Origin of the sequence: Nocardia transvalensis NBRC 15921, from assembly GCF_000308875.1 — a bacterium.
Lineage (GTDB): Bacteria > Actinomycetota > Actinomycetes > Mycobacteriales > Mycobacteriaceae > Nocardia > Nocardia transvalensis.
The window spans coordinates 40378-66885 of the sequence record NZ_BAGL01000058.1 but is presented as its reverse complement, the minus strand read 5'-3'; the positions used below and the strand labels follow the sequence as shown (position 1 = coordinate 66885).

General features: G+C 68.1%; 23 protein-coding genes. 12 read left to right on the top strand and 11 right to left on the bottom strand.

Annotation, left to right across the window (positions count from 1 at the left end; genetic code table 11):
• Positions 1-5: 5 nt before the first annotated feature.
• The 3 genes from ON41_RS19460 to ON41_RS41675 form a co-directional block, all read right to left on the bottom strand.
• Entirely contained in the window at positions 6-1307 is a 1302-nt protein-coding gene (locus tag ON41_RS19460) for a cytochrome P450 (RefSeq protein WP_040749100.1), read from the bottom strand.
• On the bottom strand, positions 1297-2583 hold the full coding sequence (locus tag ON41_RS19455) for a hypothetical protein (RefSeq protein ID WP_040749099.1): 1287 nt from the start codon (positions 2581-2583) through the stop codon (positions 1297-1299). Before ON41_RS19455 ends, ON41_RS19460 begins: the two co-directional genes overlap by 11 nt.
• Before the next feature lie 132 nt (positions 2584-2715).
• Entirely contained in the window at positions 2716-3339 is a 624-nt protein-coding gene (locus ON41_RS41675; RefSeq protein WP_157185545.1) for a DUF4328 domain-containing protein, read from the bottom strand.
• 706 nt (positions 3340-4045) lie between these two features.
• Between ON41_RS41675 and ON41_RS19445 the strand changes: the two genes are divergently transcribed.
• Both ON41_RS19445 and ON41_RS19440 read left to right on the top strand, forming a co-directional pair.
• Positions 4046-4939, top strand: coding sequence for a prephenate dehydrogenase (locus ON41_RS19445; RefSeq protein ID WP_051161928.1), 894 nt, complete (start codon positions 4046-4048; stop codon positions 4937-4939).
• Complete coding sequence (locus ON41_RS19440; RefSeq protein WP_051161926.1) at positions 4936-5838, top strand: EamA family transporter; 903 nt, start codon at positions 4936-4938, stop codon at positions 5836-5838. The genes ON41_RS19445 and ON41_RS19440 overlap by 4 nt, the downstream gene beginning before the upstream one ends.
• Positions 5839-5895: 57 nt before the next feature.
• Here ON41_RS19440 and ON41_RS19435 read toward each other — a convergent pair whose 3' ends face one another.
• The 3 genes from ON41_RS19435 to ON41_RS41670 form a co-directional block, all read right to left on the bottom strand.
• Positions 5896-6801 carry an SGNH/GDSL hydrolase family protein gene (locus ON41_RS19435; protein ID WP_083905464.1) on the bottom strand — a complete coding sequence of 302 codons (906 nt, stop codon included), beginning with the start codon at positions 6799-6801 and terminating at the stop codon, positions 5896-5898.
• 49 nt (positions 6802-6850) lie between these two features.
• Positions 6851-7735: a patatin-like phospholipase family protein gene (locus tag ON41_RS19430; protein ID WP_157185544.1), complete on the bottom strand. Its 885-nt coding sequence runs from the start codon at positions 7733-7735 to the stop codon at positions 6851-6853.
• A gap of 73 nt (positions 7736-7808) precedes the next feature.
• A complete protein-coding gene (locus ON41_RS41670; RefSeq protein WP_157185543.1) occupies positions 7809-9704 on the bottom strand; it encodes a fatty acid desaturase in 1896 nt (631 codons plus the stop codon).
• Between the two features lie 277 nt (positions 9705-9981).
• On the opposite strand from ON41_RS41670, the gene ON41_RS40380 reads away from it, so the two are divergent.
• The 8 genes from ON41_RS40380 (at position 9982) to ON41_RS19385 (ending at position 18451) form a co-directional block, all read left to right on the top strand.
• The gene (locus ON41_RS40380; protein WP_157185542.1) at positions 9982-12177 is read left to right on the top strand and encodes a sensor histidine kinase; all 2196 of its coding nucleotides are present in this window, start codon (positions 9982-9984) and stop codon (positions 12175-12177) included.
• Positions 12177-13181 carry a response regulator transcription factor gene (locus ON41_RS39165; protein WP_083905462.1) on the top strand — a complete coding sequence of 335 codons (1005 nt, stop codon included), beginning with the start codon at positions 12177-12179 and terminating at the stop codon, positions 13179-13181. Before ON41_RS40380 ends, ON41_RS39165 begins: the two co-directional genes overlap by 1 nt.
• A gap of 217 nt (positions 13182-13398) precedes the next feature.
• Positions 13399-13776 (top strand): hypothetical protein, encoded by a 378-nt coding sequence (locus tag ON41_RS41665; protein ID WP_157185541.1) that lies wholly within the window; start codon positions 13399-13401, stop codon positions 13774-13776.
• Between the two features lie 191 nt (positions 13777-13967).
• Positions 13968-16367, top strand: a complete 2400-nt coding sequence (locus ON41_RS19405) for a molybdopterin oxidoreductase family protein (RefSeq protein WP_051161918.1) — start codon at positions 13968-13970, stop codon at positions 16365-16367.
• Between the two features lie 113 nt (positions 16368-16480).
• Positions 16481-17320, top strand: a complete 840-nt coding sequence (locus ON41_RS19400) for an SDR family oxidoreductase (protein ID WP_040749096.1) — start codon at positions 16481-16483, stop codon at positions 17318-17320.
• A gap of 80 nt (positions 17321-17400) precedes the next feature.
• Complete coding sequence (locus ON41_RS19395) at positions 17401-17814, top strand: phage holin family protein (RefSeq protein ID WP_040749095.1); 414 nt, start codon at positions 17401-17403, stop codon at positions 17812-17814.
• Entirely contained in the window at positions 17811-18185 is a 375-nt protein-coding gene (locus ON41_RS42735) for a DUF3618 domain-containing protein (protein WP_051161916.1), read from the top strand. Before ON41_RS19395 ends, ON41_RS42735 begins: the two co-directional genes overlap by 4 nt.
• Positions 18182-18451 carry a DUF4235 domain-containing protein gene (locus tag ON41_RS19385; protein ID WP_040749094.1) on the top strand — a complete coding sequence of 90 codons (270 nt, stop codon included), beginning with the start codon at positions 18182-18184 and terminating at the stop codon, positions 18449-18451. Before ON41_RS42735 ends, ON41_RS19385 begins: the two co-directional genes overlap by 4 nt.
• A gap of 51 nt (positions 18452-18502) precedes the next feature.
• On the opposite strand, the gene ON41_RS19380 is transcribed toward ON41_RS19385, so the two are convergent.
• Entirely contained in the window at positions 18503-19441 is a 939-nt protein-coding gene (locus ON41_RS19380) for a SigB/SigF/SigG family RNA polymerase sigma factor (RefSeq protein WP_063709912.1), read from the bottom strand.
• Between the two features lie 252 nt (positions 19442-19693).
• Between ON41_RS19380 and ON41_RS19375 the strand changes: the two genes are divergently transcribed.
• A complete protein-coding gene (locus ON41_RS19375) occupies positions 19694-20197 on the top strand; it encodes a hypothetical protein (RefSeq protein ID WP_040749093.1) in 504 nt (167 codons plus the stop codon).
• A gap of 26 nt (positions 20198-20223) precedes the next feature.
• On the top strand, positions 20224-21030 hold the full coding sequence (locus tag ON41_RS19370; RefSeq protein WP_040749162.1) for a MerR family transcriptional regulator: 807 nt from the start codon (positions 20224-20226) through the stop codon (positions 21028-21030).
• A 3-nt stretch (positions 21031-21033) separates the two neighbouring features.
• On the opposite strand, the gene ON41_RS19365 is transcribed toward ON41_RS19370, so the two are convergent.
• The 4 genes from ON41_RS19365 to ON41_RS19350 all read right to left on the bottom strand — a co-directional run bounded on the left by ON41_RS19365 (position 21034) and on the right by ON41_RS19350 (position 26484).
• Complete coding sequence (locus tag ON41_RS19365; RefSeq protein WP_040749092.1) at positions 21034-22407, bottom strand: FAD-dependent oxidoreductase; 1374 nt, start codon at positions 22405-22407, stop codon at positions 21034-21036.
• A 53-nt stretch (positions 22408-22460) separates the two neighbouring features.
• Complete coding sequence (locus tag ON41_RS19360) at positions 22461-24176, bottom strand: GAF domain-containing sensor histidine kinase (protein WP_040749091.1); 1716 nt, start codon at positions 24174-24176, stop codon at positions 22461-22463.
• 84 nt (positions 24177-24260) lie between these two features.
• A complete protein-coding gene (locus ON41_RS19355; protein ID WP_040749090.1) occupies positions 24261-25259 on the bottom strand; it encodes an Acg family FMN-binding oxidoreductase in 999 nt (332 codons plus the stop codon).
• A 61-nt stretch (positions 25260-25320) separates the two neighbouring features.
• Positions 25321-26484, bottom strand: coding sequence for an alkaline phosphatase family protein (locus tag ON41_RS19350; RefSeq protein WP_051161912.1), 1164 nt, complete (start codon positions 26482-26484; stop codon positions 25321-25323).
• Between the last annotated feature and the right edge of the window lie 24 nt (positions 26485-26508).

Sequence of the window (26508 nt, the reverse complement as noted above, 5' to 3'; positions counted from 1 at the left end):
GCGACTCACCAGGGTGTGACGCGCATGGGCAGGCGGTCGGGGGCCAGCGTGGCCGAGAGTTTCGGGGCGGCCGGGGAGGTGGGGATCAGCCGGACGCAGGCGGCGACGGTCGTGGTGACCGTGGCGAGTTCGAGCATCGCCAGGCCCTCGCCGATACAGTTCTGCGCTCCCGCCCCGAATGCCAGGAACGCGGTTCTGGAGACGTCGCCGCGGCGGCCGGGGAGCCAGCGGTCCGGATCGAAGGTGTCCGGGGCCGGGAAGTGGTCCGGATGTCGGTGCAGCGCATAGGGACTGAACAGGACGTGCGCGTCTGCGGGAAGGCGGTGGCCGCCGAGCGCGACCTCCGTCCGAGCCTGGCGGGACACGAGCCAGGGTGGTGGGTACATCCGCAGGGTCTCGCGGGCCACCCGTCGCGCGTAATCGTCTGCGCCGGAGAGTGATTCGTCGTGCAGCCGTTGCTCCACGCCCGGATCGGCGGCGACGGCGTGCCAGAGCCAGGCCAGCGCGTTGCCGGTCGTCTCGGTCCCGGCGAACAGCAGGTTCACCATCTCGTCGCGAATCTCGTTGTCCGTCAGGCCCGCTCCGGTGTCCGGGTGCCGCGCGGCCAGCAGTAGCGACAGCAGGTCGCCGTGATCGGTGTCCGCGGACCGGTAGTGGGCCACCAGATCCGCGACCACGCGCCGCAGCCGCCGGTTGGCGGCCACGAACCGGCGGTTGGACGGGATGGGCAACCGTTCGAGCCAGGGCGCGGAGACCAGGACGCGCCACGCCACGCCGCGCATGACGGTGGGGAGGTCGCGGCGGATCACGGCGATCGCCTCGGCGCTGGGCGCGGCCGAGCACAGCGTCCGGGTCGCGACGGTGAGCGACAGGTCGCGCATGGCGTCGTCGACCGGTATCACGGTGCCGGGTCGCCAGCCGTCGATCAGTTCGAGCGCCGATTCGCGGATGAGGTCGCCGTAGCGGGTGAGGTGGCTGTGGTGGAAGGCGGGCTGGAGTAGGCGGCGGCGCTCGCGGTGCCGGTGACCGTCGGTGGTGGACAGCGAATCGCCCAGGAGCGCGGCCAGTGCGCGGTAGTGCAGGCCCTTGGTGAAGTGCGCGGCGTCGGCGGTCAGCAGGTCCCGGACCAGCGCGGGATCGGTGACCAGGTAGGCCGTGGTCGGCCCGAGCCGCAGTCGCACGATCGGCCCTGTGCCGGTGAGGGTTCGGAGAAACGGCAGTGGCCGGCGCAGCAGTGCGGGAGCGTGGCCGAGTAGCGGAAAGGATTGTGGCGCAAGGGGAACGGCGGACGGTGCGTCAGATCGCATAGTCGCCGTCCAAGGTGTCGTAGCGGTGGGAGTACAGGCGTTCGTGGAAATCGACGAAGCGCCGGGTCAATTCGATGCCGCGCCGATCCCGTAGCCGCCGGTCGAGGGCGGTGAGCTGCCGGTCGAGTTCGCGGCGCAGCCGGGCGTAGCGCTCGGCGAAATAGTCGAGGTCGTCGATCAGGACCCGCAGTCCCTCGCCCGGGTCGTCGGCGGTGCGCATCATGCCGAGGCAGATGTTGAATTCGCCGTGCTCCAGATCCTTGCGAAAGCGGTTGAGCGCCGGTTCGTTCGCGGCGGCCCGGAGGGTGCTCAGGGGGTTCGATGCCCGCCCGTCCCGCAACGACTCGAACAGATCGGACCGGTCGGCGCGGGTCATGCGCAACAGGGGCGTTCCGATGTCGTTCTGTAATCGGACCAGAGCGGCCGCGGTCTCGAAGGCCGCCACCAGCGACCCGTCGTCCAGCGCCGCCGGATATCCCGGGTCGGCGCCCGACAGCTCGCCGAAGACGGTCGCGAAGTAGGCGAGGGTCGCGGTCACGAGAATGGCCTTGCTGCCGGTGTCGAGGAGTTCCTCGCGGGAGCGGTCGAGACCGAGAACCGTACGGTCGACGGCGGTATAGCGCTCGATCGTGGCCGCCCGCACCGCGGCCTCGCCCGCCGTGCCCGCGAGGGCCGCCAGCACGTCGCGGCCCGATTCGAGATTGGCGACCAGCCCGCTCCACACGCTGTACTCGAGAGCGTCCGGTGCGACCGCGGGCGCGCGATCGGCGAGATAGCGATCGCGGATCTTGCGCTGGTACTCCGCGGTCAGGCTCTGCGCGAAGCCGGAGACGCGGTCACAGCGCGAGCGCAGCGGGGCGAGCAGTCCGGCGACCGGGCGGGTGGACGGATGCCGCAGATCGCCGGCCGCGACGGCATCGAAATCCCGCAGCAGCGCCCGCGCCTCGGGCCGCGCGCCGGGTTCGGCCAGCCCGATGCCCAGATTGTCGGAGACGACCTCGAAGATCTGGTACAGATTCACCGGCACGGCATGCCGCAGCAACGCCGGCCACTCGTCCGCGCCGGACAGCCCCGCCAGCAACTCGCCGGTGAGGTTCCCCAGCTGCGTCAGCGCGATGATCCGGGTGAACAGTGCGCGATCGGGGTTGTCCGCCGACAGTGCCCAGGCGAAGAATTCGCGGTAGTCCGGCTCGGGCAGGTAGCGGTCCAGCCGGACGAGCAATTCCTGCCGGGTCACGTCCACCGCCTCGCGGCGCTGTTCGGGATCGCTGTACATCGTGGAGCCCCGCCATCGCATGAACAATCGGGATCGGCAGTGGCGAGGTTCGCCGTGCGGTCGGACTGTAACCGGCACAACGCGTGCCGGAATCGGTACCGATAGGTACGTCCTAGGCAATCGGGTGCGGGATTACGCGCGGTCCCCCTGCCATCCGCCGACTCGCGTGAGGATTGTGATCAGCAGGCCGGCCGCGATGGCGAACAGCAGGGTCATGACCGTGTAGGTCGCCGCCCACCCGGTCCAGGTGTTCGCGGCCTCGTCGATGTCGGTGAAGTAGTCGTTGGTCGCCATGAAGGCGGCTCGTTCGACGACGACCGACACCCAGGCCAGCAGCCAGGCGATCCACCAGGCCCAGACCAGGCCGCTGTGCGGGACGCCTTTCAGATCGGCGCGACCGGCCGGTGTCGCCGGATCGGCGGCCCGGACGATGTCCTCCACGACGACGGCCGGAAACACCAGTGAGACAACGGGAGTGAACCACGCCCCGACGGTCCAGCCGCGACCGAGGCGATGCGCCGCCGTACTCGAGATCTGCGTGTTGGTCCGGGCCCGCCAGAGCCATACGATCAAGACGATTCCGGCGATGAGTACCGCCGCGAACCAGCCGAGCGTGGAGAACACGAACGGCATGCGTGCGATACCGCCGTGCGACGCGCTCGTTCCCCAACTGTGGGTTTCGACCACGGTGTGGTTGGCCTGCCAGATTCGCACGCCCCAGAAGAGCTGAACGAGCACGACGGCCACCGCGAGCACCGAAACGATTGTCGCGGGCCCGCGGAGACTGCGGAGCCGGGGTTGTGTCATTGCGTGCATCCTGTCGTTGCGGTGCGACCCGGAGCCGGGCCACGGGATCAGACGTGCGGTGTAGGTGACAGGGAAAGTCCGCGACAAGTCGATCGACGTCGCCCACCCCCCATGCCGAACATCATCGGCCAGATAGTGGTCACACCGCTGCCGCCGCTGTTCCCGTTGGAGGGAGCAGCCGTCCACGGGCTCGGACTCGGTGCGCGACGGGTCGTCCGCCGACAATGCTCGGGCGATGATTTGCGATATTCCGAGTCGGACGGGAATCGGTCCGGACGGGCGGAGGAATTTCTTCGGGAACGCGTCCACTTACCTCACGGAGCTGTTCGGAATTTCTTTGCGGAATGGCGTCCTGCCACCGCGTGAACGGTCGGGAAACCGCTGGGTTCGGGGCGTCGTGCGATCGGGTGCCAACCGCGGACGGCGCACCTCGTTAGGGTTTGTGACGTGCGGGACCATGACGATCGGTGGGGTGGTTCGGGATACCTAGGAGCGCGTGGAATAGGTACAGGTAGGTATCCCATAGGTAATTTGAGAATTGCTTTCCGTAAAACTGGTTCGTGCCGTTGACCGGTGTTCGCGCGAGGGCTACATTTGCCCGCATTCGGGTGCGGTCGGGCATCCGGAAATGCATCGCAAAGATGAGGGCAGCGCGATGGATATTCGAGAAATCAATGGTGCCGCCGGTATCGGCGGGGTACGCACGGCCGCGGTGGTCGGCAGCGGTCTGATCGGGACGTCGGTGGCCTTGGCGCTGCGTCGTCGCGGCGTGGTCACCTACCTGCACGACGCCGATCCTGGCGCGTCGGCCGCGGCCGCGAACCGGGGCGCGGGCATTCTGGGCCTGCCGCCGTCGGCCGTCGACCTCACCGTGGTCGCGGTGCCGCCGTGCAGCACCGCCGCCGTCGTCGCCGAGTGCCAGGCCAAGGGGTTGTCGCGCGTCTACACCGATGTCGCCGGCGTCAAGTCTGGCCCCGTGCGCGAGTTCGAAAGGCTCGGCGGCGATCTCGGCGCCTACGTCGCCGGGCATCCGATGGCCGGTAGCGAGCGCTCGGGGCCGCGGGGGGCGTCCGCCGACCTGTTCGACGGCCGCGTGTGGGTGCTCACGCCCGACGCCCGGACCCGGCCCGCCGCGCTGCGCACGGTCGCGGGGTTCGTCACCGGGCTCGGCGCCCGTCCGGTCGTCATGACTCCCGCCGAGCACGACCGGATCGTGTCGCGCACATCCCATGTGCCACACCTGATTTCGGCTATACTCGCGGCGCGGCTCGACGGCGCCGGCGAGGAAGTCCTGCGGCTGTGCGGCGCGGGCATCCGCGATACCACCCGGGTGGCCGCGGGGAACGCCGAGCTGTGGACCGACATCCTGCGGGCCAACGCCGACGAGGTCGCCACCGAACTGTCCGAGATCGCCGCCGACCTGCTCACCGCGGTCCGGGCGCTGCACGGCGACCCCGAGGACCTGACCGCGCTGCTCGAGCGGGGAAACGCGGGCCGGGCGGCACTGACGGGCGCCCCGGTCCGGCTCGCCGAGGCGGTCGCGCGATGACCGCGAGCGGCGCGGTCGCGCTCGGCGGCCGCGTCGAACTGCCGCGCGAGGCGGTGCTGCTGACCACCGCGCTCGGACCGTGCCTGTTCGGCACCGCGTTCCTGGCCACCGCCCACCTGCCCGGCACGCCGGTGTGGAATGCGGTCTACCGGGTGCTGCCCGCGGGGCTGCTGCTGCTCGCGGTCCGCCCCGCGCTGCCCGGCGGCGTCTGGTGGGCGCGCTCGATTCTGCTGGGAGCCTTGAACTTCGGCGGATTCTTCGCATTGCAGGCGGTGGCCGCTCACCGCCTGCCCGGCGCGGTCGTCGCCACCATCTCGGCGGCGCAATGCCTGGTGGTGCCGGTCCTGGTGATCGCGCTCGGCCAGCGGGTCGGCAACCGGGACCTCTGGGCGCCGCCGATCGGCCTGACCGGGGTCGCACTACTGCTGTTCGAGGGTGAGACGGCCTTCGACATGCCGGGCGTCCTCGCCGCGGCGGGCCTGGCGCTCCTGTCGGCCACCGGCATGGTCCTGACCCGCCGCTGGGGCACGCCGCCCGGAGTGCATCCCCTCAGCGCCACGGCATGGCAGATGACCGCGGGCGGACTCCTCCTCCTGCCGATCGCCGCCCTCGCCGACGGCGCACCCCCGCGCCTGACCCTCGCCCAGCTGAGCCTCACAGTCTGGCTGTCGGCCGCCGCCACCGCCCTGGCCTTCGCCCTGTTCTTCGGCGGCCTCCACCGCGGCGTCCCCGCCACCACCGCCTCCCGCCTGATGCTCCAGGCCCCCGTGGTCGCCACCGCCCTCGGCTGGACCCTCGCCCACGAAACCCTCCGCCCACCCCAACTGGCCGGAATCCTCCTCGTCCTCACCGCCCAACTGGCCGGCCTGCGCACACGAGACCCGGCACGCGCGCCGTGACGGTGGCCGCCGAGATCCGCCAGTACCACGATCGTTCGCTGAAGCTGCGCCACGTCCTCATGCGTCGATAGCTCTCATGAACTCTTCCGCGATGACGTACTGACCCTCCACGTTGGGATGCAGCGGCATGAATTGTGTTGGTAGAAACACGGGTTCAGCGAGGCGGAGGTCACGGGGCCGGCACGCGTCTCGGCCGTCCGAGGCGGCGGACATGTCTACGTAGGTCGATGCGGTCATCTCCGCCGCCCGCTTTATGGCATCGTTCAGCACGGCTTGGAGTTCGCGCAGATATGGGAGATCGCCGGCGGCGACGGGCAGCTGTGGAATGCAGCCGCCCGATGCAGGGACAAGCCAGAGGTAGCCCGCTATGAAGACTCGCGCATGCGGTGCGGCCGAATGGATGTCTGTGAGAGCGCGTACCAGGTTAGGGTACGTTGCCGCCCGAATCGTCTCCACGAAACTGTCGCCGTAGCGGCTCCGGCACGGATCCGTAACCTGGGGGAGTTCGATCAGTGCTCGTGTGCACTCCGTTGCCGCGGTGCTGAAAATGCCGCGGTCGTTCCCGCCTATAGTCAACGTCACGAGATCGGTACGGTCGTTCAGGGCGGCTAGTTGTGGCGGTATGCCCCGCTCCTGCTCCTGATAAAGGGCGGTGGTGTCGGCCCCAGCGCAACTGACGTCAGTCAGGCGGTAGCCTCGCTGCTCCGCGATGATATGGGCGAAGTTCCGTTGCGATCGGGTGCAGCTGAGCGGGGCGCCCGCGACAAGTGGCAGAACTCCGGCGGCCGCGCTGAAACTGTCGCCCAGGCCCACATATTCGACCAGAGGCGCGGCCTGTGCCGGGAGAATGCAGATCGACGCGGACAGCGCCGCTGCGATGCACACAACAAGATGGAGGAAGCTCTTGAATCTTTTCACTGTGGTCCTTCTCTCGTAGGCTTTCCGAGTCGTCGTGTTCGGCATCCGCCTCCGCTGCTGGAAAGGCGCGGAGGAGTGTTTGCAGCGGGATCCGTCAGCCTGGCAGGGGGAATCTCCGCGAGGTCTCCAGGCCCAGTGCGTGCGGATCGGCGATTGCCAATAGTTCGGTAGTGCTGCGCTTTTCGACCCATTCGGTGGCCAGACGGCGGCCGTGATCGAACAGATCCCCCGGCTGCCGCGAAGGCGATCTGAACGAAGATCCGTATGTCACATTGGCGAATATTGTCCGATCCCGTACGGCAGCGTCGCGAAAAGGTCGGGGGCGAACGGGAATAGCCGGAAGGCACGGGTGTACGGCGGGTAGTGCCAAGCCCCCCAGGCTCCTGTACGGCCTGGGGCCGTACAGGTCGAGAAGCAGGGCTGGATAGGGGAGAAATAGTTCGTACGGAACCCGATGGTGCGTGGCCCCGTCGAACAGATCTTCCAAGCCGGGAGCTGCGGGTAAAGCTCCCGGTATCCGCGTTGCGGCAACCAGCGCATCGGCGACAGGCATGTCAACCACCCCGAGTCGCCACAGATCCCGAGGGAGAAACAAGGTGCCGAGTCGCGCGGAGAACACGGTGACGACAAGGGAGGACCTGCACGCTCGTCCGGTCTCCAGGCCAGGCAGAGCGAAATCCGCGAATGTCCTGTCTCCCACCACCGCCCGGGCGATCGAATGGATCCGGGCGTCCGGATACAGAGTTCGTCGCGTGATCAGCGAGCGCATGCTCCGGCGGCCGAGAACCTGCTCCTCCGGGAACTGAACGGCGATTTCGCGCATGCGCGATGCGGGCATTCCGATCGTCGCCGCGGCGGCAGCGATCGCACCACCGCTGACCCCCAGTACGACCGGCTGTAGCGCGTCCAGGGTGTTTCCCTCCGGCTCGTCGGTCGGCGCCCGCCGGGCTGCTATCGCGTCGATGGCACCGCTGAGCATGCCCGCCATCATCGGCAGGTGGCGGCCCGCGGCTCCGGCGAGAACACGGAAAGTCGGTTGACGCGCCACTGGACTACGCGGTCTCGTGCTGTGTGCGCAACTTCTCGACCTCGATTCGGATCAGCGCTGCCAGCGCGCTGCGAAACTCCTCGGTCGAGAACGAGGTCCGACGTGCCGCGGCGATGATGGGTGCGGTATCCACCGGTGCACCGAAGGTGATACGAATATCCCGTCCCCAGAAGGGCATCCGTCGCAAACGTGGCAGCGGGACGACGTGTTCGAAACCTCCCAAGTAGACTGGGACCAGAACAGGCGGCTCCACTGTCTCCGCGACCAGCCGAGCGATTCCCCATTTGAATCGCAGTGTTGGCGTGCCTTGATTGATTCTCCCCTCGGAGAAGATGTTCACCACTCCACCGGTATCGAGAACGCTGATCGCCCGGTCGATCGCGGGCTGGAATATGCCGTCACCGCGGACGGTAGCCAGCACCTGTGCCAGTGAACTCATCATCGAAGTGACCGGGTTGGTGAAACACAATTCGGCCGCGCCGAGGCTCCAGCGCATCAAACGCGGCCGCAGGAGCATCGACCACGGCAGCGTGCCCCACATCAGGGGGTCATCGAGTGTCGACCGATGATTGGGCACCACGAGAACGCCTGCGGTCCGCTGCGGGTCCAGAATCGTCGCGACGAACGCGTCTCGCCCTCGGACGGTTGTCGATTTGGTACCCAGTGCCAGGCCCATCTTGGCGACAGCCCCGATCATGGCGAACATGCCGATACTTGCCATTCGGTTCGGTCGGCGCAGGGCACGCTTCGGCTCCGGGCACTGTGCGTGCGCGGCGAGCATCCGTTCGGACCGCGTCTCGGGTGCGTCGTCGGAGGTACGCCACAACAGCGCATCGGGTACGGCCAGTTTACTGAGGGTACGAAATGACAACCAGAACTGTCCGTACAACGAGCCGGTTGTGTAAGGGATACCGTATTTGGCGCACACTGCCCGGACTTGCGAAGAAATCTCCGGCAGGCGATTGCAGGGTAGATCTGGGAACAAATGATGTTCGATCTGATAACCGAGACCGCCGCTCATGAATGTCACGAACTTCCCGGAGGTGAAATTACTCGTGCCGAGTATCTGGCGGAGATACCATTCACCCCGCGTCTCCGATTTCACGTCGACTCCGACGAACTTTTCGGCACCATCCGGAAAATGACCGCAGAATATCGTCGTGTAGAGCCAGCAGTTGCGCAGCGCACCCGCGATTGCGTTGGACAGGAGAGTTGTCTTCCATGACTTGCCGGAGAGGGCCGGGAACAGGATGTAATCTTTGATCACCTGGCGAGCGATCTTGCGCCCGAACTCCTTGTCGGCGGCAGAGGTCAGTGTCCGGCGCGGTGTCCCTGTGAGGTGTCGGTACACCGCCCAGTGGTGTATGGCGGTGCCCCATTCGAACCCTGCCGCCAGGGCAAGGCTGGTGAGCGGTTGGAACAGGTGAACCGGTCGCCAAGGAGTGTCTCGACTCATTCGGATGATGCCCTGGCTGAGGTCCTCGTCGGTACCGACTATGTTCGTAAATGTGTGGTGTGAATAGTTGTGTGCGTATTTCCACTGGGCCGCCGGTATGACGGAATCCCATTCCCATGTGCCGGAATGGATTTCCGGGTCGTTCATCCAATCCCATTGACCATGGCATATATTGTGCCCGAGCAGAATATTGTCGACAGCCTTTGCGCTTCCGAGGACCGCTGACCCGAGAATCCTGGCCGCGGGCTTTCCGCTGACGAGTAGAACGATTCGGCCGGTAACCTCCAACGCGCGGTGAAAGGCGATTGCACGTCGAATGTAGGCGGCATCCTTGGCGCCCAAAGTGGCAACCACGGTGGCTCGCAGCGCGTCAAGGTCTCTTTCCAGAGATGATATCTCCGTCGAAGACAGCTGTGCGAACGCCCGGATGTTGCTGATTGCCATTACCCCTCCGGAGGTACGTCGTGAAGTTCGCGTCCACGTTACGTTTTCGGCGGGAGTCGTCTCAATCCCCAATATTTGGCGATCTGCCCGCAAACCCTCCCTAACCAGTAATTGGGGATCTCCCGGCCGATGTGCCGGCATATACGATTCTTGTTTCAGTGGGCGGCAGCGGGATTCTGAGGGTTGGTGTCATCCGGAGCCCACGGCACGGAAGCGGGAGAATGGCATGAGGCCGTCGCATCGGGATCTGATCGCAATCCCTGGAAAGCTGGGCCGAATGTTGCTTTCCGAAAGAAACTATGTGGACGACACCACCCGCGTCACCCGGCTGATCGCCCGATTCGTCAGCTTGGGCTACATCATCTATCTACCTTTGCTCTTCAAGGATATTCGGTCCAATGCGGAGTCCCTCTATTCCTGGTGGACGCCGGCGGCTGTGGCGGTCGTATTCATCCCGCCTGTAGCGCTCTTTGTGCTGAGCTATCGTGAGTCCATTGCGGCTATTCATCGAGTGGCATGGGTGATACCGCCGCTGTATCTGCTGGCGGCATGCACCTGGTTTCTGGCGTGGTCCGGAAATCTCCTCGCCAGTCCGCCGTGGATGTCAGCTATTCCTGCGCTGGCCGCGATGGCCGGCGCGATTGTCTGGAAACCTCGGTGGACGATCGTCTATCTTTTCGTCCTCGTGTCGACAGTTCAATATCAGGGTCAGTATCGGGCTCCCGAAATCAGATCGCCGCTTCTTTCCGATTGGACCTTCTCCTGTGGTTTTTCTCTGATGTATGTGGCGGGGACTTTGATGATGATGCATACGGCCCGTGTGTTGGATTCCACCCGGGCGGCATCATATGCCGCAGCTGCGCAGACCGAGATACTTCGAAAACACGAGTCCGATAGCACCGAGATGCGATCCTTCGTGCACGACGGTGTCATTTTCGGATTGACGATGGCGGCCGAGCTCGGCGGGGACAAGGTTCGGAGTTTTGCGGAAGACATTCTCGCCGATCTGGACCAGGACATCGAGATCATCGGGGAGGAGAGTTCGACAGAGTTGTTGTCGCTGCGCGAGACAGTCGAGCGTATCGAAGACACCGTTCATCGGTTCGATCCTGAGGTCGAGATCGTGACGGTCGGCTCCGGCGCGTCCGAGCCCTGGTTCGAGACTCGGGTTGTCCATGCGATCCGAATGGGGGTGGGTGAGGCTGTACGAAACAGCCTGCGGCACGGTGGTTCCGGAGCGCGACGCACGGTGCGCGTCGATCCGAACGGAAACGGATTGACCGTCGTCGTGAAGGATGACGGTGTCGGATTCGATCCGGCTACAGTCGAGGAGGGCATCGGGCTGGGCCAGATGAAGAGGCGAATGGCACGTCTGCGGGGCGGAGACGTGGACATATGGAGTGCGCGCGGCTCCGGCACGACTGTGTCACTGCGATGGCAGGAACCCGATACGACTGCGCTGGAGGAAGTCGCCGACGTCCGAGCACTACTTGGTATGAGCTCCAGGCAAGCCATGGTAGTAGCCGGATTCTTCTACATCGGGGTCGTCGCACTCGCGGTCGAGGCGACGACTGCGGGGATGTGGTGGCAGACCGTCGTATCGCTGATGATGCTGGCGGTGGCGGTGTGCGGAATCCTGTGGCTTCCCGGCGACCCCCTTCCGGCGGCCGGGGCTGCCGGTATGATGATTCTGGGCCCTACGGCGCTCGGCGTCGTACTACTGTCGCCACCGTATATCGCAAGTATCCACCAGTTGTGGGTAGCCAGCGGGTTCACGGCGGTAGCTACATTCATGTGCGTGCGTGGCCGAACTCTAATGGCCTGGATCATGATCACCGCCACGGTGGTGATCGCCGGGATTTGGTCGACGCTTGCGGGTGTCGGCCCGGGATACGGGATCTCGTATTCGGTCATCAATTTCGGGCCCACCGCCATGGCTGTTATGTTCGCGTTGACCATCAGGCCGGCGGCAAAGGAGATCTACCGCTTGCGTAAAGCCGCCATACACGAGCATGCCAAGGCTGAGGTTGCCGCCACTGCCATTGATGCGAACAATGCACAGCTTCGTGAGCTGGCCCGCAAGGCGCGACCGTTGTTGGAACGCGTGTCGTCCCCAGCGCCCCTCACCCGGGAAGAACGTGACCTGTGTGGCAACCTCGCCCAAGAGTTGCGTGATCACTTGCGCGCGATCGGGCTGGTTCATCCGCTTGTCGACCCGGCCTCCGCTGCGGCCCGTGACCGTGGGGTGGAAGTCATCATGCTGGATGACGATGGGATGAACAACATTGACGAAACGATCCGGCACGAGGTGCTTCGTGCCATCGCCGGCGAACTGAACAGCACGAAGAATGGTCGTATCGCGGTTCGAATAGTACCCCCGGGCCGCTCTAAACTCGCGACGGTCGTCGCCTACACGAACTCCACGGTCCGACGGGTAGAACTAGACGTGACCGGGCGGGCGACGGTGATGTGATGGCGGGTACGTCGATAGCCGAGGATCGCCACACCCGACAATCCGACACGCCGGGCTGCTGTAACGCGGCCGTTGCTCCGAGCGACTCGCGGGGCGAGGTAGATAGCGTTGACCCGCTGATGCCTCCTTGCTGCGCGCGGCGCGGCACGACGAAATCCTCGGAGAATCGCACCCGCATGGAAACAGACTCGGATATTCGAGAAAGACCACGACGAATCGGCTTCGTCGAAGATCATGTCGCAATAATTCGCGACTATCTGAATGTGACTGTGGCCGACTGCCCGGATCTCGAGATCGTGGCAGGAGCGGAGACGGTGGCAGAGCTTCTCGCGATAACGACGGAACTCGACCTGGTAGTTCTCGATCTCGGCCATCTTCCCGATAAGTCGAGGCCGGCCGACAATATTAAAGTTCTGCACGACGCGGGAGTGTCGAATGTTGTTGTTCTCACTGTTGGAGACGAGCGGCGTCTGGTGCAGCAAGCCGCGAAGGCGGGCGTGCTGAGTATCATTCTCAAGAACGCGCCGCGAGAACTTCTCATCGCGGCATTGCGTGCCGGTGCCGATGGAAATCCGATGCCGACTATCGATTGGGCGGCATCGATAGACCATGACACTCATGCTCCGGATTGGAAACCGCGGCAGCGGGAAATAATAGAATTGTTTGCCACTGGTCTTTTAGGCGCCGATATCGCGGCCATGCTCGATATGTCCGAAACGGAGCTGGTCGTGGAGCTCAAGAGGATAATCGAGACCTACAAGCAGGCTGACAGTAAGATTCCGTCGCTCTCGCCCAGGGAGTTGGAGGTTCTCCGGCTATATGCGTACGGCGACGGCGCCAAGGAGATTGCTCAGACTCTCGCCATAGCCGAGGATACGGTGCGGACGCACATCAAGAATATAAAATCGAAGTACGGCCGTGCTGGTCGATCCTGTAATACCAAGGCGGAGATTCGGAAAAATGCCATCGCAGATGGCTTCATCGACGAGCCCCGATGGTATTGATATGCAAGATAGCCAATTATTGGGGACCCTGGAATTAGGTGAGGCCGGATTGTGGGGACGCCGAGTGTCGGTGACAGCGAAAATCGGTGACGCCAATATCTGTCGACACCATTATTGGTGATTAAAAAGCACATACCTACCCGCATACAATTTTCGGCAGGAACTGTCGATAACGGGGCCGGAAACCCGGCACATGTGATGTGGGAGGTAGCCGTCGATGTCGGTGCCGAATGGGAGCAGTGTCGATCAGGCCGTCCCACGCCCGGTCTGCGCGATTCACGGACCGGATTGCCTGGCTCTAATTCGCGCCGGCGATCGTCCTGATCATCTCCTGGACTTTCTCGACAGGCAGGTGAAGATGCTTGGTAGTGGCCACTGGAGCATCAAGACCACGCTCAATCTCCTGGCCCTGATCGGTGGTATCGCGGCATGCGTCGTACTGCTGGCGGCTGTGCCGCTTTCGCGTATCGCACAGGTGGCCGGGGAGCGTCCGATGCACGCGTTGGTTGCCGGAGGGCTGGGTGTCTCCGGAGCATCAGCAGCCTACTGTGTGCGAAAGTACCGTGCGCGGAGGAATCAGGCCGTGCGGGAATGATGAACGACAGCAGAGTGCGCAGCATGTGTTCGGCTGGCTCGTCGAGGTCTCGGTCGGTCCAGCCGGGGTGCGTCCGATCGATGTCGAGACCGTGAAGGGGGTATGAGCGGGGTCTGTTCGGGTAGTCGCGGGACATCCGACCCGAGAGGAGTTCCCATGACCAGCATTCGCGGAAGCGAAACGCCGTGAACATGTCCGATCGATCGCGCATCAGGTTTCCGTGGGGTGTGCGGACGCCGTACGGGCGCGGGGACGTGTGGCCCGCGCGGGTCGATACGAACCTGGCGGACGGGCTGGCGCCGGAGGATGTCGAGCGCTGGGTGCCGTCGGCGTCGGTCCTGCATTCCAACGGCGACGCCTTCGACATCGGCGTGCGCGGCGGCCGGATCGTCGGCGTGCGCGGGCGCGCCGGCGATCGCGTCAACCGCGGCAGGCTCGATCCCAAGGATCTGTACGCGTGGCGGGCCACGGCGTCGGCCGACCGGCTGACCACGCCGCTGCTGCGGGTGGACGGGCAGCTCGTGCCGTGCGACTGGGATGCCGCCATGGAGCGAATCACCCGGCGCGCCAAGGAATTACTGGCCGAGACAGGTCCCGAGTCGATCGGGTTCTACACCAGCGGTCAGCTGTTCCTCGAGGAGTACTACACGCTCGCCGTGACCGCCCGCGGCGGTATCGGCACCAACCATCTGGACGGCAATACCCGGCTGTGCACGGCGACCGCGGCGGAGAGCCTGAAGGAGTCGTTCGGGTGCGACGGCCAGCCCGGCACCTACACCGATATCGACCACGCCGACGTCATCGCCCTCTACGGGCACAATGTGGCCGAGACGCAGAGCGTGCTGTGGGAGCGCATCCTGGACCGTCTCGCCGGGCCGCGGCCGCCGGCGCTGCTGTGCGTTGATCCGCGCCCGACGCCCGTCGCCCGGCACGCCACCGTGCACCTGGCGCCGATCCCGGGAACCAATGTGGCGCTGATGAATACGCTGCTGCGCGAGCTGCTCGAACACGGCTGGATCGATCGCGACTACATCGCGGCGCACACCGTCGGATTCGAGGAGCTGGCGGCCACCGTGGCCGAGTGGACCCCGGAGCGGGGCGCCGCCGTCTGCGGTGTGCCCGCCGAGGACATCCGCCGCGCCGCGTGCCTCCTCGGTACCACCCGGCGTCTCGTCTCGACCGTCCTGCAGGGGTTCTATCAGTCGCATCAGGCCACCGCCGCCGCGGTGCAGGTCAACAACACCCATCTCGTGCGCGGCATGCTCGGCAGACCCGGATGCGGTGTGCTGCAGATGAACGGGCAGCCGACCGCGCAGAACACCCGCGAATGCGGCGCGGACGGCGATCTGCCCGGCTTCCGCAACTGGGCCAACGACGATCACGTGGCGGAGCTGGCCCGGCTGTGGAACGTCGAGCCCGGCGTGCTCGCGCACGACGGTCCGCCGACCCACGCGATGCGGATCATGGAACTCGCCGAATCCGGGGAATTGGGTCTGCTGTGGATCTCGGCCACGAATCCCGCTGTCTCCCTGCCGGAATTGTCGCGTATCCGCCGAATCCTCGCCCGGGACAGTCTCTTCCTGGTCGTGCAGGACATATTCCTCACCGAGACAGCGGCATTGGCGGATGTGGTGCTCCCGGCCGCGGCGTGGGGAGAGAAGACCGGGACCTTCACCAACGCCGACCGCACCGTGCATCTGTCCGAGCGCGCGGTCGAGCCGCCCGGGCAGGCCCGGTCCGATCTGGCGATCTTCCTCGACTTCGCGCGGCGCATGGATCTGCGCGACCGCGACGGAGATCCGCTGCCGCCCTGGGACGACGAGCACGGCGCGTTCGCGGCCTGGCAGCGGTGCAGCGCCGGCCGCCCGTGCGACTACACGGGCCTGGATTACGCACAGTTGCGCCGCGGCGGCAGGCAATGGCCCCGCCGCGCCGGGTACGGCGACGAGGAGGCCGAGCGACTGTACGCGGACGGCGCGTTCTTCGCCCGTCCCGACGACTGTGAAAGCTACGGAAAGGATTTGGTGACCGGCGAGCCGTGGGACGAGAAACGGTACCGCGAGGTCAACCCGGACGGTCGCGCCATGATCAAGGCGGCGCCCTACGTCCGCTCGCCCGAACCGCCGTCGCCGGACTACCCGCTGGCGCTCATCACCGGGCGCACGATCTATCACTTCCACACCCGCACCAAGACCGGTCGCACCCCGCAGTTACAGGACGCGGCCCCCGATGTGTGGGTCGAACTCGCCGAAGCCGACGCGCGTGCGGCGGGTATCCGAGACGGCGATCTGGTCGAGGTCGCGACACCGCGCGCCGCGCTGCGCGCCCGAGCCCAGGTGACCGGCATCCGGCCGGGCGTGGTGTTCGTCCCGTTCCACTACGGCTACTGGGACCTGCCCGACGCCGACGTGCCGGGCGCCGCCCGCACCCGGGCCGCCAACGAACTGACCCGCACCGAGGTGGACCCGGCGTCGAAACAGCCGCTGTTCAAGACCGCGGCCGCCCGCATCCGCCGCGTGGACGACGCGCACACGGCCGCGCGCCCGGCCGCGCGTGGCCGGGCCGGCGTACCGCAGGTGACCGGGGCCTGATCCGGGCGACCGCGCGCGCCGGTTTCCTCCGTGTGGACGGGGGTAGCGCGACGGAGAGTACGTCCATTGCCTGGTCGAGCGCCGGCCGGGCCGGAGAGAGGGAGGGCAGGATCATGGGGTTTCCGGAGCAGCAGCAGGCCGTGCCCGGGGTGCAGTCGCGGATGGATCCGGTGCCGGACTGCGGCGAGAACAGCTATCGCGGGAGCGGGAAGATGACCGGGAAGGCCACCGTGGTCACCGGCGCGGACAGCGGTATCGGACGCGCGGTCGCCATCGCGTTCGCGCGCGAGGGCGCCGATGTGCTGATCTCCTATCTCGACGAGCACGACGACGCCCGGGAGGTCGCCGCACTGGTCGAGGCGGCGGGCCGGCGTGCGGTGACGCTGCCGGGCGACCTGTCGGATCCGGATCACTGCCGGACCGTGATCGATACCGCGGTAACGGAATTCGGCCGGATCGATGTGCTGGTGAGCAATGCCGCCTATCAGATGACGCACGAGACGCTGGACGAGATCAGCGTCGAGGAATTCGACTACACGTTCCGCGCCAATGTGACCGCGTACTTCGCGCTGGTGAAGGCCGCGGTGCCGCATATGCCGTCCGGTGGGTCGATCATCGGTAGTTCGTCGGTCAATTCCGATATGCCCTCGCCGACGCTGGCGCCGTACGCGGCGACCAAGGCGGCCATCGCGAACTTCTCCGCCAGCCTGGCACAGTTGCTGGGGCCCAAGGGAATCCGGGTGAACAGTGTGGCGCCGGGGCCGATCTGGACGCCGTTGATCCCGTCGACGATGCCGCCGGAGAAGGTCACCCGCTTCGGCGACGACACCCCCTTGGGCCGTGCCGGACAGCCCGCCGAACTCGCCCCCGTGTACGTGCTGCTGGCCAGTGACGACGGCAGCTATACCTCCGGCGCCCGCATCGCCGTCACCGGCGGGCGGCCGATCCTCTGATCGGCCCGCCCGGCGATTGAGGCGCGACCGGCCGGGTAGCCGACGAACGAGTAGCACGCAGACGAGAGAGGGAGGTAGCCGTGGTCGGCAAGATCGAGCAGCCACCGGCCCGGGAACGCCCGGTGGGTGAACTGGTCAGCGACGCGTCGGAGCAGTTGTCCCGGCTGGTCCGCGACGAGATGCGGCTGGCTGTCACCGAGTTGCAGCAGAAGGGCAAACGCACCGGCGTCGGGGCGGGTCTGTTCGGCGCCGCGGCGGTGCTCGCACTCTACGGCGGCGCGGCCCTGGTGGCCTGTGTGGTGCTGGCGGTGGCGACGGCCCTGGCCGCGTGGCTGGCGGCGCTCATCGTCGGTGCGGCGGTCCTCGTGATCGCGGCCGTGCTGGCCCTGATCGGGCGCAGGCAGGTGCGCGCCGCGAGCCCGCCGGTGCCGCAGGAGGCCGTGGTCAGCGTCAAAACCGATATCGAGACCGTGAAGGAGGGACTGCACCGATGACCGGCTCACACCGTGACACCGGCGCCGAGGCGGCGCGGACCCCGGCCGAACCCGAGGACATCAGGCGCGATATCGAGCAGACACGCGCGGACCTCGGTGAGACGGCCGAGGCGCTGGCGTACAAGGCCGACGTCCCCGCCCGGGCCAAGGAGAAGCTGCACGACACCACCGCCGCGGCGCAGGCGAAGGCGATCGAGGTGACCGCCCACGCCGAGGACATCGCCGGTCGCGTGGTCGCGACGACGGAGACGCGAGCCGAGCAGGCGGGCACTCTCGTCCGCCGCCCGATCCCGGCCGCCGTCGCGGCCGCCGTGGCGGCGCTGGTCACGTGGCGCCTCGCGCGCCGCCTGCGCAAGGACCGGGCGTCGTGACGAAACTGCTCTACAAACCGCTCGGCATGCTCGCCGGTGTGCTGGGCGGTCTGGCCGCGTCCGTCGTCTTCGCCCGCGTATGGAAACTCCTGACGGGCGAGGACGACGCACCGGCGGCGACCGACCGCGACCGCACCTGGGGCGAGATCGTGGCCGCCGCCGCACTGCAAGGCGCGGTCTTCGCGACCGTCCGGGCCGTCGTCGACCGCGGCGGCGCCACCGGCTTCCGGAAGGTCACCGGCACCTGGCCCGGCGCCGAGCGATGAGAGTGAGCGATGAGAGTGTGCGGACCCGAGCGGGTCAGCGGCACTCGGAGATCACCGGTCGGCTGACATCGGCCGCGAGCCGTCGGCGGGGCCGCGCGGTCGTATGCCGGCCGCACCGGAAGTGGCTGGAGCGCAGGGAGTGTGCCGGACGCAGCGCTCCGGCGCGGGGGACGTGTCGTCGAGCGCCTGCTCGCGCAGGGTGTTGAGGGTGCGGGTGAGGATGCGGTGGACCTGCATCTGCGAGACGCCGAGTTCGGCGCCGATGTCGGCCTGGGTGCGGCCGGCGAAGAACCGCTGGATGAGGACGGCTCGGTCCTGTTCGGGGAGTGCCTCGATCAGGGGCCGGACGGTGATCGCGTCCTCGAGCAGGCGGTAGCACGGTTCCGGGCCGCCGCAGGTGTCGCCCACGGTGACGGCGGGATCGTTGCCGGGCTCGGCCGGGCAGTCGAGTGATCGGGTCCGGTAGCAGTTGGACGCGGTCAGTGCCTGCGCGATCTGGTCGGTCTCGACGTCGAGGGCGTCGGCCAGGTCACGGGTATCGGGGGTCCGCGCGAGGCGTTGGGCCAGGTCGGGGGTGATCGCGGCGATGCGCTGCTGGAGATCTTTCGTTCCGCGCGGGACGTGCAGGGTCCATCCCTGGTCGCGGAAGTAGCGGCGGACCGTGCCCATGACGGTCGGGACGGCGAAGGCGACGAAGGTCGGGCCGCGGTGCGGGTCGAAGCGGTCGACGGCGCCGAGCAGGCCTTCGCGCGCGACCTGCAGCAGGTCGTCGTAGTCCAGTCCGCGCCCGGCGAACCGGCGCGCGATGTGCTCGGCCAGCGGCAGGCATCGCATCACGATCTCGTCGCGCAGGCGCGGGTAGCGGGCGTCGCCGGGATCGAGATCGGCGAGGCGCTCGAATTCCGGTTCGATACCGTCATAGGAGTCGTGGCCGCGCCGGGACCGTGACGACACTGCCGGTGCGGCGGGCGGTTCCGCGGTTCTGGTCATGGACGAACCTCTCGGCAATCAAGACATCTGGCAATCTCTTGGCAAACTCGGCTCGTGAGAGTGACGGTACGCCCCACCGCTCACCGATCCCACCCGAATCCGTTACGGAGACATAACAAGCGCGCCCGCCCCAGGCCCGCCGACCGCTGTCGCGCCCTGATCTGGTGGGTTTCCTCACATCGCCGGTGTGACGATGAAGTCGCATGGCGCTCCCCTTGACCCTGACGCGGCGTGAGGGTTGACGATCGGCGTATGGCTGATACGTACCCAGCGTTCGAGATGAGTCCCGTTCCTGCTCCCGGGCCCGATGTGGAGGCGCCGGAGCTGTTTCGCGGGATCTATGGGATGCCGATGTTCGTGACCGTGGCGACGGGGGACTTGCGGGAGTCGGTGGACTTCTGGGTGCGGGGGCTGGGGTTCTTCGATCTGTTCTCGGTGCCGGGGGAGATCACGCATCTGCGGCGGTGGGCGTTCCAGGATGTGCTGCTGGTGCCGGGGGAGAGGGCGGGCGGCACGGGCGGGGCGAGTGTGAGTTTCGCCTGTGTGCTGGGGGAGATCGAGCGGATCGCGCCGGCCTGCGAGGAGGTGGCGCCGGGGTGCACGACCGGGCCGCGGCGGACGCCGTGGAACACGGTGGATCTGGAGGTGGTCACGCCGGAGAACACGCGGGTCGTCATGACCGCGGCGCGGCCGTACGATCCCGCGAGCACGGAGGCCGAGCATCTGCGGTCTCTCGGGATCGACGGGCCGGAATGACGGGCGTGGCTGCCAGACTGGTCGGTGTGACGGAGCGACGTGGGACGGACGAGGGCGGGATCACCGTCGGCGCCGCCGCGGAGCGGGCCGGCGTCACGGTCCGGGCGCTGCATCATTGGGACACGATCGGGCTGGTCCGGCCGTCCGCGCGGACCGGCACCGGCTACCGGCTCTACACGGCCGCCGACCTCGCCCGCGTCCACCGCGTGCTGGTCTACCGCGAGCTGGGAATCCCGCTCGGCGAGATCGGGGAACTGCTGGACGCGCCGGGCGACGCGACGACCTCGCTGATCCGGCAGCGCGACCTCGTCCGCGGCCGGATCGAACGGCTGCGGCGGATGGACGCCGCCCTGGACCGGATGATCGAGGCCAGGGCGTCCGGAATCCTGCTGTCCGATGAGGAGCAGGTGGCGATCTTCGGCAGCCACTGGCGGCCGTCCTGGACCGGCGAGGCGCGCGAGCGCTGGGGCGATACCGTCCAGTGGGCGCAGTACGCCGAGCGCTCCGCGGGCCGGACCGCCGAGCACTGGCAGCGGATCGCCGACGGCATCGACGCCCTCCACGCGGATCTGGCCGCGGCACACCGCGACCGGATGATCCCCGGCAGTCCGGAGGCCGACGCGCTCGCCGAACTGCACCGGGCGTCGATGGGGCAGTTCTTCGACTGCACGCATTCGATGCACGCCTGCCTCGGCCGCACCTACGCCACCGATCCCGGATTCGCCGGCTTCTACGATGGACTCGAACCGGGCCTGGCCGCCTGGCTGCGCGACATCATCGCCGCCAACGCCCGCGCCCACGGCGTGGACCCCGAGACCGCGACCTGGACGTGACGCCTACCGGCGATCACGCACCGCCGCAACGGCTTTGCGGGCCGCTACCTGGACGGGATCCCAGACGGGGGAGAACGGGGGCGCGTATCCGAGGTCCAGCTGAACGACCTGTTCGACGGTCATCTGCGCGGTGAGCGCGACCGCCGCGATGTCGACGCGTTTGGCCGCGCCCTCGCGGCCGACGATCTGCACCCCGAGCAGACGTCCGGTGCGGCGTTCGGCGAGCATCTTCACCGTCATCGGCGCCGTGCCCGGGTAATAGCCGGAGCGGCTGGTGGATTCGATGGTGACCGCGACGTATTGCAGGCCCGCCGCGCGAGCGTCCTTCTCCCGCAAGCCGGTTCGCGCCACCTCCAGATCGCACACCTTGCTCACCGCGGTGCCCACGACGCCGGGGAAGGTGGCGTAATCCCCGCCGACGCCGGATCCGATGACCTGGCCGTGCTTGTTGGCGTGCGTGCCCAGCGGGATGTGGCGGTGGCGCCCGGCGACCAGATCCAGCACCTCCACGCAGTCCCCGCCCGCCCAGACGGTGTCGTGGCCGCGCACCCGCATGGCGCGGTCGGTGAGCAGGCCGCCGGATTCGCCCAGCGGCAGGCCCGCCGCGCGCGCCAGTTCCGTCGCGGGGCGCACGCCGATGCCCAGCACCACGATGTCCGCGGGATATTCGGCGCTGTCGGTGATCACGGCTTCGGCGGCGCCGTCGGCGCCGGTACGGACGGCGACCACCTCGGCCTTGTCGACGACCTCGATTCCCATGCCGGACATGGCATCCCGCACCAGCGCGCCCATATCGGGATCGAGTGTGGACATCGGTTCCGCGCCGCGGTTGAGGACCGTGACGCCGAATCCGCGCTGGAGCAGGGCCTCGGCCATCTCGACGCCGATATAGCCCGCGCCCACCACCACGGCCCGGCGGCCCGTGACGGCGCCCAGTGACTCGATCAGGGCCTGGCCGTCGTCCAGGGTCTGCACACCGTGCACGCCGGGCGCGTCGATGCCCGGCAGCGGCGGCCGGATCGGCACCGCGCCCGTGGCGATGACCAGTTTGTCGTAGCTCAGCCAGGATTCGTCGCCGCTCTCGGCCGACCGCGCCCGCACCCGGGCGGCGTCCACGTCGATCTCGGTCACCTCCGTGCGCATCCGCAGATCGATGTCGCGGGCCCGGTGCTCCTCGGCCGTGCGCGCGATGAGCGCGTCCCGGCTCGTCACATGGCCGCCGACCCAGTACGGGATGCCGCACGCCGAGAACGACGTGAACCCGCCGCGTTCGAAGACGACGATCTCGAGCTCGTCCGCCGTCCGCAACCGCCGCGCCTGCGACGCCGCCGCCATCCCCGCCGCATCGCCACCGATGACCACCACTCGATCACGCACGACCCCAACGCTACGCGGCGGCCGCCGCACCGGCGTCGCGAGCGCCCCGATCGTCAGCGCAGCGGCGCCGACCAGTGCACCCGGGTGCCGTGCCGGCCGTCGGATCCGGTGAGCGACACCTCGAAACCGCCGTCGGCCTGCGCGGCGCGCCGAGCCAGATCGGCCAGGCCGCCGGGAACGACGGTCGCGGGGATGCCGCGGCCGTCGTCGGTGACGGTCACGGTGAGGTCGTCGGTCACCCGGATCTCGATATCGACGGTCCCGGCGCCGGAATGGCGGACGGTATTGCCGACCGCCTCGCGCACGACGGCCTCGACGTGGCCGGCCAGATCGGGCTCGACCACCGACAGCGGGCCCGTGACGCGCAGCGACGTGCGGATCCCGGTGCCGGCCGTACCCTGCCCGATGACCTCCTCGATGCGCCGGCGCAGCCGGGCGCCGCGCCCGTCGCTGCCGTGCAGATCGAAGATCGAGGTGCGGATCTCCTGCACCACGTCCTGGAGATCGGTGACGGTGTCGGTGAGCCACACCCGCACCTCCGGCACCTTCGTCCGCGCCACCTTGCCTTGCAGCGACAGCCCGATCGCGAACAGCCGCTGGATGACGTGATCGTGCAACTCCTGGGCGATGCGGTCGCGATCGGTGAGCACGTCGAGTTCGCGCATGCGCAGCTGGGTGCCGGCGAGATGCATGGCCAGCGCCGCCTGATCGGTGAATGCCGCGGCCAGATCCAGGGTTTCGTCGTCGTAGGGCGCGGCGCCGGCGGGGCGCAACGCGATCAGCACCCCCGGCGCGGCGTCCCGGGTGAGCAGCGGCAGCACCAGCCCGGGCCCGGCGACCGGGAACACCGCGGCGAGATCCGTGGTGCGCGCGTCCTCGATGCGCAGCGGGCGGCGCAGCGTGAACGCCTCGCCGACGGCGCCGTCGCGCAGCGTGAGCCGCCGATCGGCCGGCGGCCCGGCGCCGGAGGAGTGCGTGACCAGCAGTTCGACGTCGTCGGCCGCCGCCTCGGGATCGGTGGCGGTGGCGAGGAAGACGTACTGCGAGCGGGTCAGCCGCCGCGTCCGGTCGACGAGCCGCGCCAGGACGGGTTCCGCGTCCGTACCGGCCAGGAATTCCGTGGTGAGGTCGCGGGTCGCCTCGATCCACGCCTGGCGGGTGCGGGCCGACTCGTAGAGGCGGGCGTTGTCGAGCGCGATACCGGCCGCGGCGGCGAGGGCCTGCACGATCAGCTCGTCGTCCTCGGTGAACGGCCGGCCGCCGGATTTCTCGGTGAGGTAGAGGTTGCCGTAGACCGCGTCGCGGATCCGGATGGGAACGCCGAGGAAACTCCGCATCGGCGGGTGGTGCGGCGGGAAGCCCACGGCGTCGGGATGCGCCGTCAGATCGTCGAGCCGGAGGGGTTCGGGCCGGTCGATCAGCAGGCCGAGGACGCCGTGGCCCTCCGGGAGATCACCGATGCGGGCGCGGGTCGCGTCATCGATGCCCTCGTACACGAACCGGGCCAGCTGCCCGCCGGATTCGCGCACCACGCCGAGCGCGCCGTAGCGGGAGTCGACCAGCTCGACGGCGGTGTGCACGATCGTGCTCAGCGTCCGGTCGACATCGAGTCCCGCCGTGACCGCGAGCATCGCCTCGACCAGCCCATCCATCCGGTCGCGGACATCCATGATGTGCTCGATACGGTCCCTGACCTCGGTCAGCAGCTCGCGCAGCCGCAGCTGGGACAGGGTTTCGCGTACCGAGTACGCACCAGCGGCATCGGTCATCTCGGAATTCCTGCACTCCGGAACACGCGAACTTCCGGTCGGAATTCTACTGCCCGCGAGGCGTCCGCGGGCGGGCCGCGGCCGCTATCCGCGATCTTCGGGCGGGGGAGACCGGTTCTCCAGGATGTCGGCTAGGGGGAGCCGCGGTGTGGGTTCGACGGGGATGCGGGGCGGGGAGACGATGCCGACCCGGATCAAGACCTGGGGCAGCAGATTGCGATCGGTGAGCCGGGCGACGACGGAACGGGCGCGCGGATATTCGGTGAGGTGGGTCAAAGGGCACGTCGCGTACCCGGCCAGGGTGCATTCGAGCAGGATGGTCGAGAGCGCCTCGCCGCAGCGCACCAGGCTCCCGGGGGCGTCGTCGGCGGTGGACAGCAGCAGGATCGTCGACCGATCGATGCCCGGATCGGACGCGCGCGGATCGCTCGTACCGGGGGGCATCTTCCGGGCGATGGACACCCCCTGCTCCTCCGCCGCGGTGAGCGCCGTCCGCGGCACCCCGGTCCGGCCCACGACATGCCCTGCCCACCAGCGCAATTCGGCCTGATATCCGGAATCGTAGCGGCGCAGCGCCGCGGTGAGTTCCGACGCGTGCGCCAGCGTCGGCCGTTCGTCGTCCGGGATGACGTCGAGGGTGGCGTCGGCGGGATCGAAGGCCGAGCGCAGGGCGGGGGCGAACGCGTCCCATCCGCACGGCGGCGCGTACGGCGACCGGTCGGTGTGCCGCGCGGAGATGGCGTCGACGCGGGCGCGATCGGCGTCGGTGACCAGGCGTGCCCGCCGGAACCGGACGGTCGCGAGCGGTTCGCGGCGGTCGGGATCCGGCAGGCGCGCGACGAGCGTGCGCCAGCCCGCGGCGGCCATGGCGACGTGCAGATGGCCCAGCGCGATGCCGCAGGCGAGAATCGTCTGGCGGCCGGTGCCGTCGGTGGCGGGCAGCGTCCGTTCCGGGACCGAGAACAGGCGCAACGCCGCGCCGTCGAACACCCACCGCCAGGGCTGGCTGTTGTGCAGCGACGGCGCGCGACCGGCGAGCTGGACCGCCTTCTCGACGACCTCGCTGGTGGGCACGGAGTCCATGGACCCACCGTAGAAATCCGGCGCGGGCCACGAAGTGGCCTTTGGACCTCTGTTGCGGGCCCTACGACCGTAATCGGGGACGGGCCTCCGACTCCCCGGAACCGGTGATGAGCGGGACGAGTTGCTCATCGGCCGTCCAGGCGCCGTGGTGGCCGAGCATCGACGACTCCAGCGGCTCGCCGGCCGGCCGCACCAGGACGCTGCGGCCCTCGGCGACGGCGATGAGGTCGCCGATGCGGCGCGTGACGACCGGCTCCGGCGGTGTGCGCCCGAACCAGTGCTCGTCCAGGGCCTGCTCGCGGGTGACCACGCGGGCGTGGGTGGACAACTCGCCGGTCCATCGGGCCAGCGCGTCGGTCAGGGCGTCGGCGCGTTCGAGGTAGACGTGACGCACCCGCGCCTCGCCGCCGATCAGCCGCACATCGCGATGCAGGAGGTCGCGGGCGTCGAGGTCGATCACGGTGTCCGCCTGGATCATTCCGTGATCGCCGGTGACGAGCAGGGTGCAGGTGGCGGGCAGGCCGGCCAGCAGATCGGCGACGCACGCGTCGACCTCGCGCAGGATCGCCAGCCACTGCGGCGATTCCGGGCCGTGCAGGTGGCCGGTGTAGTCGAGGTCGGCGAAGTAGGCGTAGGCGAACCGCTGCGAGGTACCGGAATGTGTTGCGAAGGAGAGGATTCCGGAGCGCAGGGCATCGAGGTCGGCGGCCGGGTGCAGGGTGCCCGCGGCGCGGAAGGCGGCGCGGGTGAGGCCGGAATCGCGCTGGTACTCGGGAATCACGTAGTGCATCTCGACGCCGTGGGCGGCGAGGTCCTGCAGGCGGCTGGCGCGCGGCTGCACCGTCTCCGGCGGATACGCGTCGCGGGCGTCGTCGCCGGTCGCCGAATCCAGCCGCCAGCGCAGCGCGTTGAACAGTCGCGGGCCACCGCTGCCGGGCAGGGCGAAGCTGTAGCCGATGATGCCGTGTGTCGCGCACGGCGCCCCCATCGCGAGACTGGTGAGGCTGACCGGGGTGGTCGCGGGGAAGCCCGCCGTCAGCGTGGTGGCGACGTGCGCCGCCAGTGTCGGTGCGGCGCCGCGGTTCCGGGCGAGCAGTTCGGCGCCGAGGCCGTCGATCACCAGCACCACGACATCGCGGTTGGGCGCGAGCCCCAGGGGATTGTCCGTGCCCAGCCCGAACGACGCGGCGACGGACGGCAGGATATCGGCGAGTGTGTACGGCATCGCCTCGCATGATGCCGCATCGGC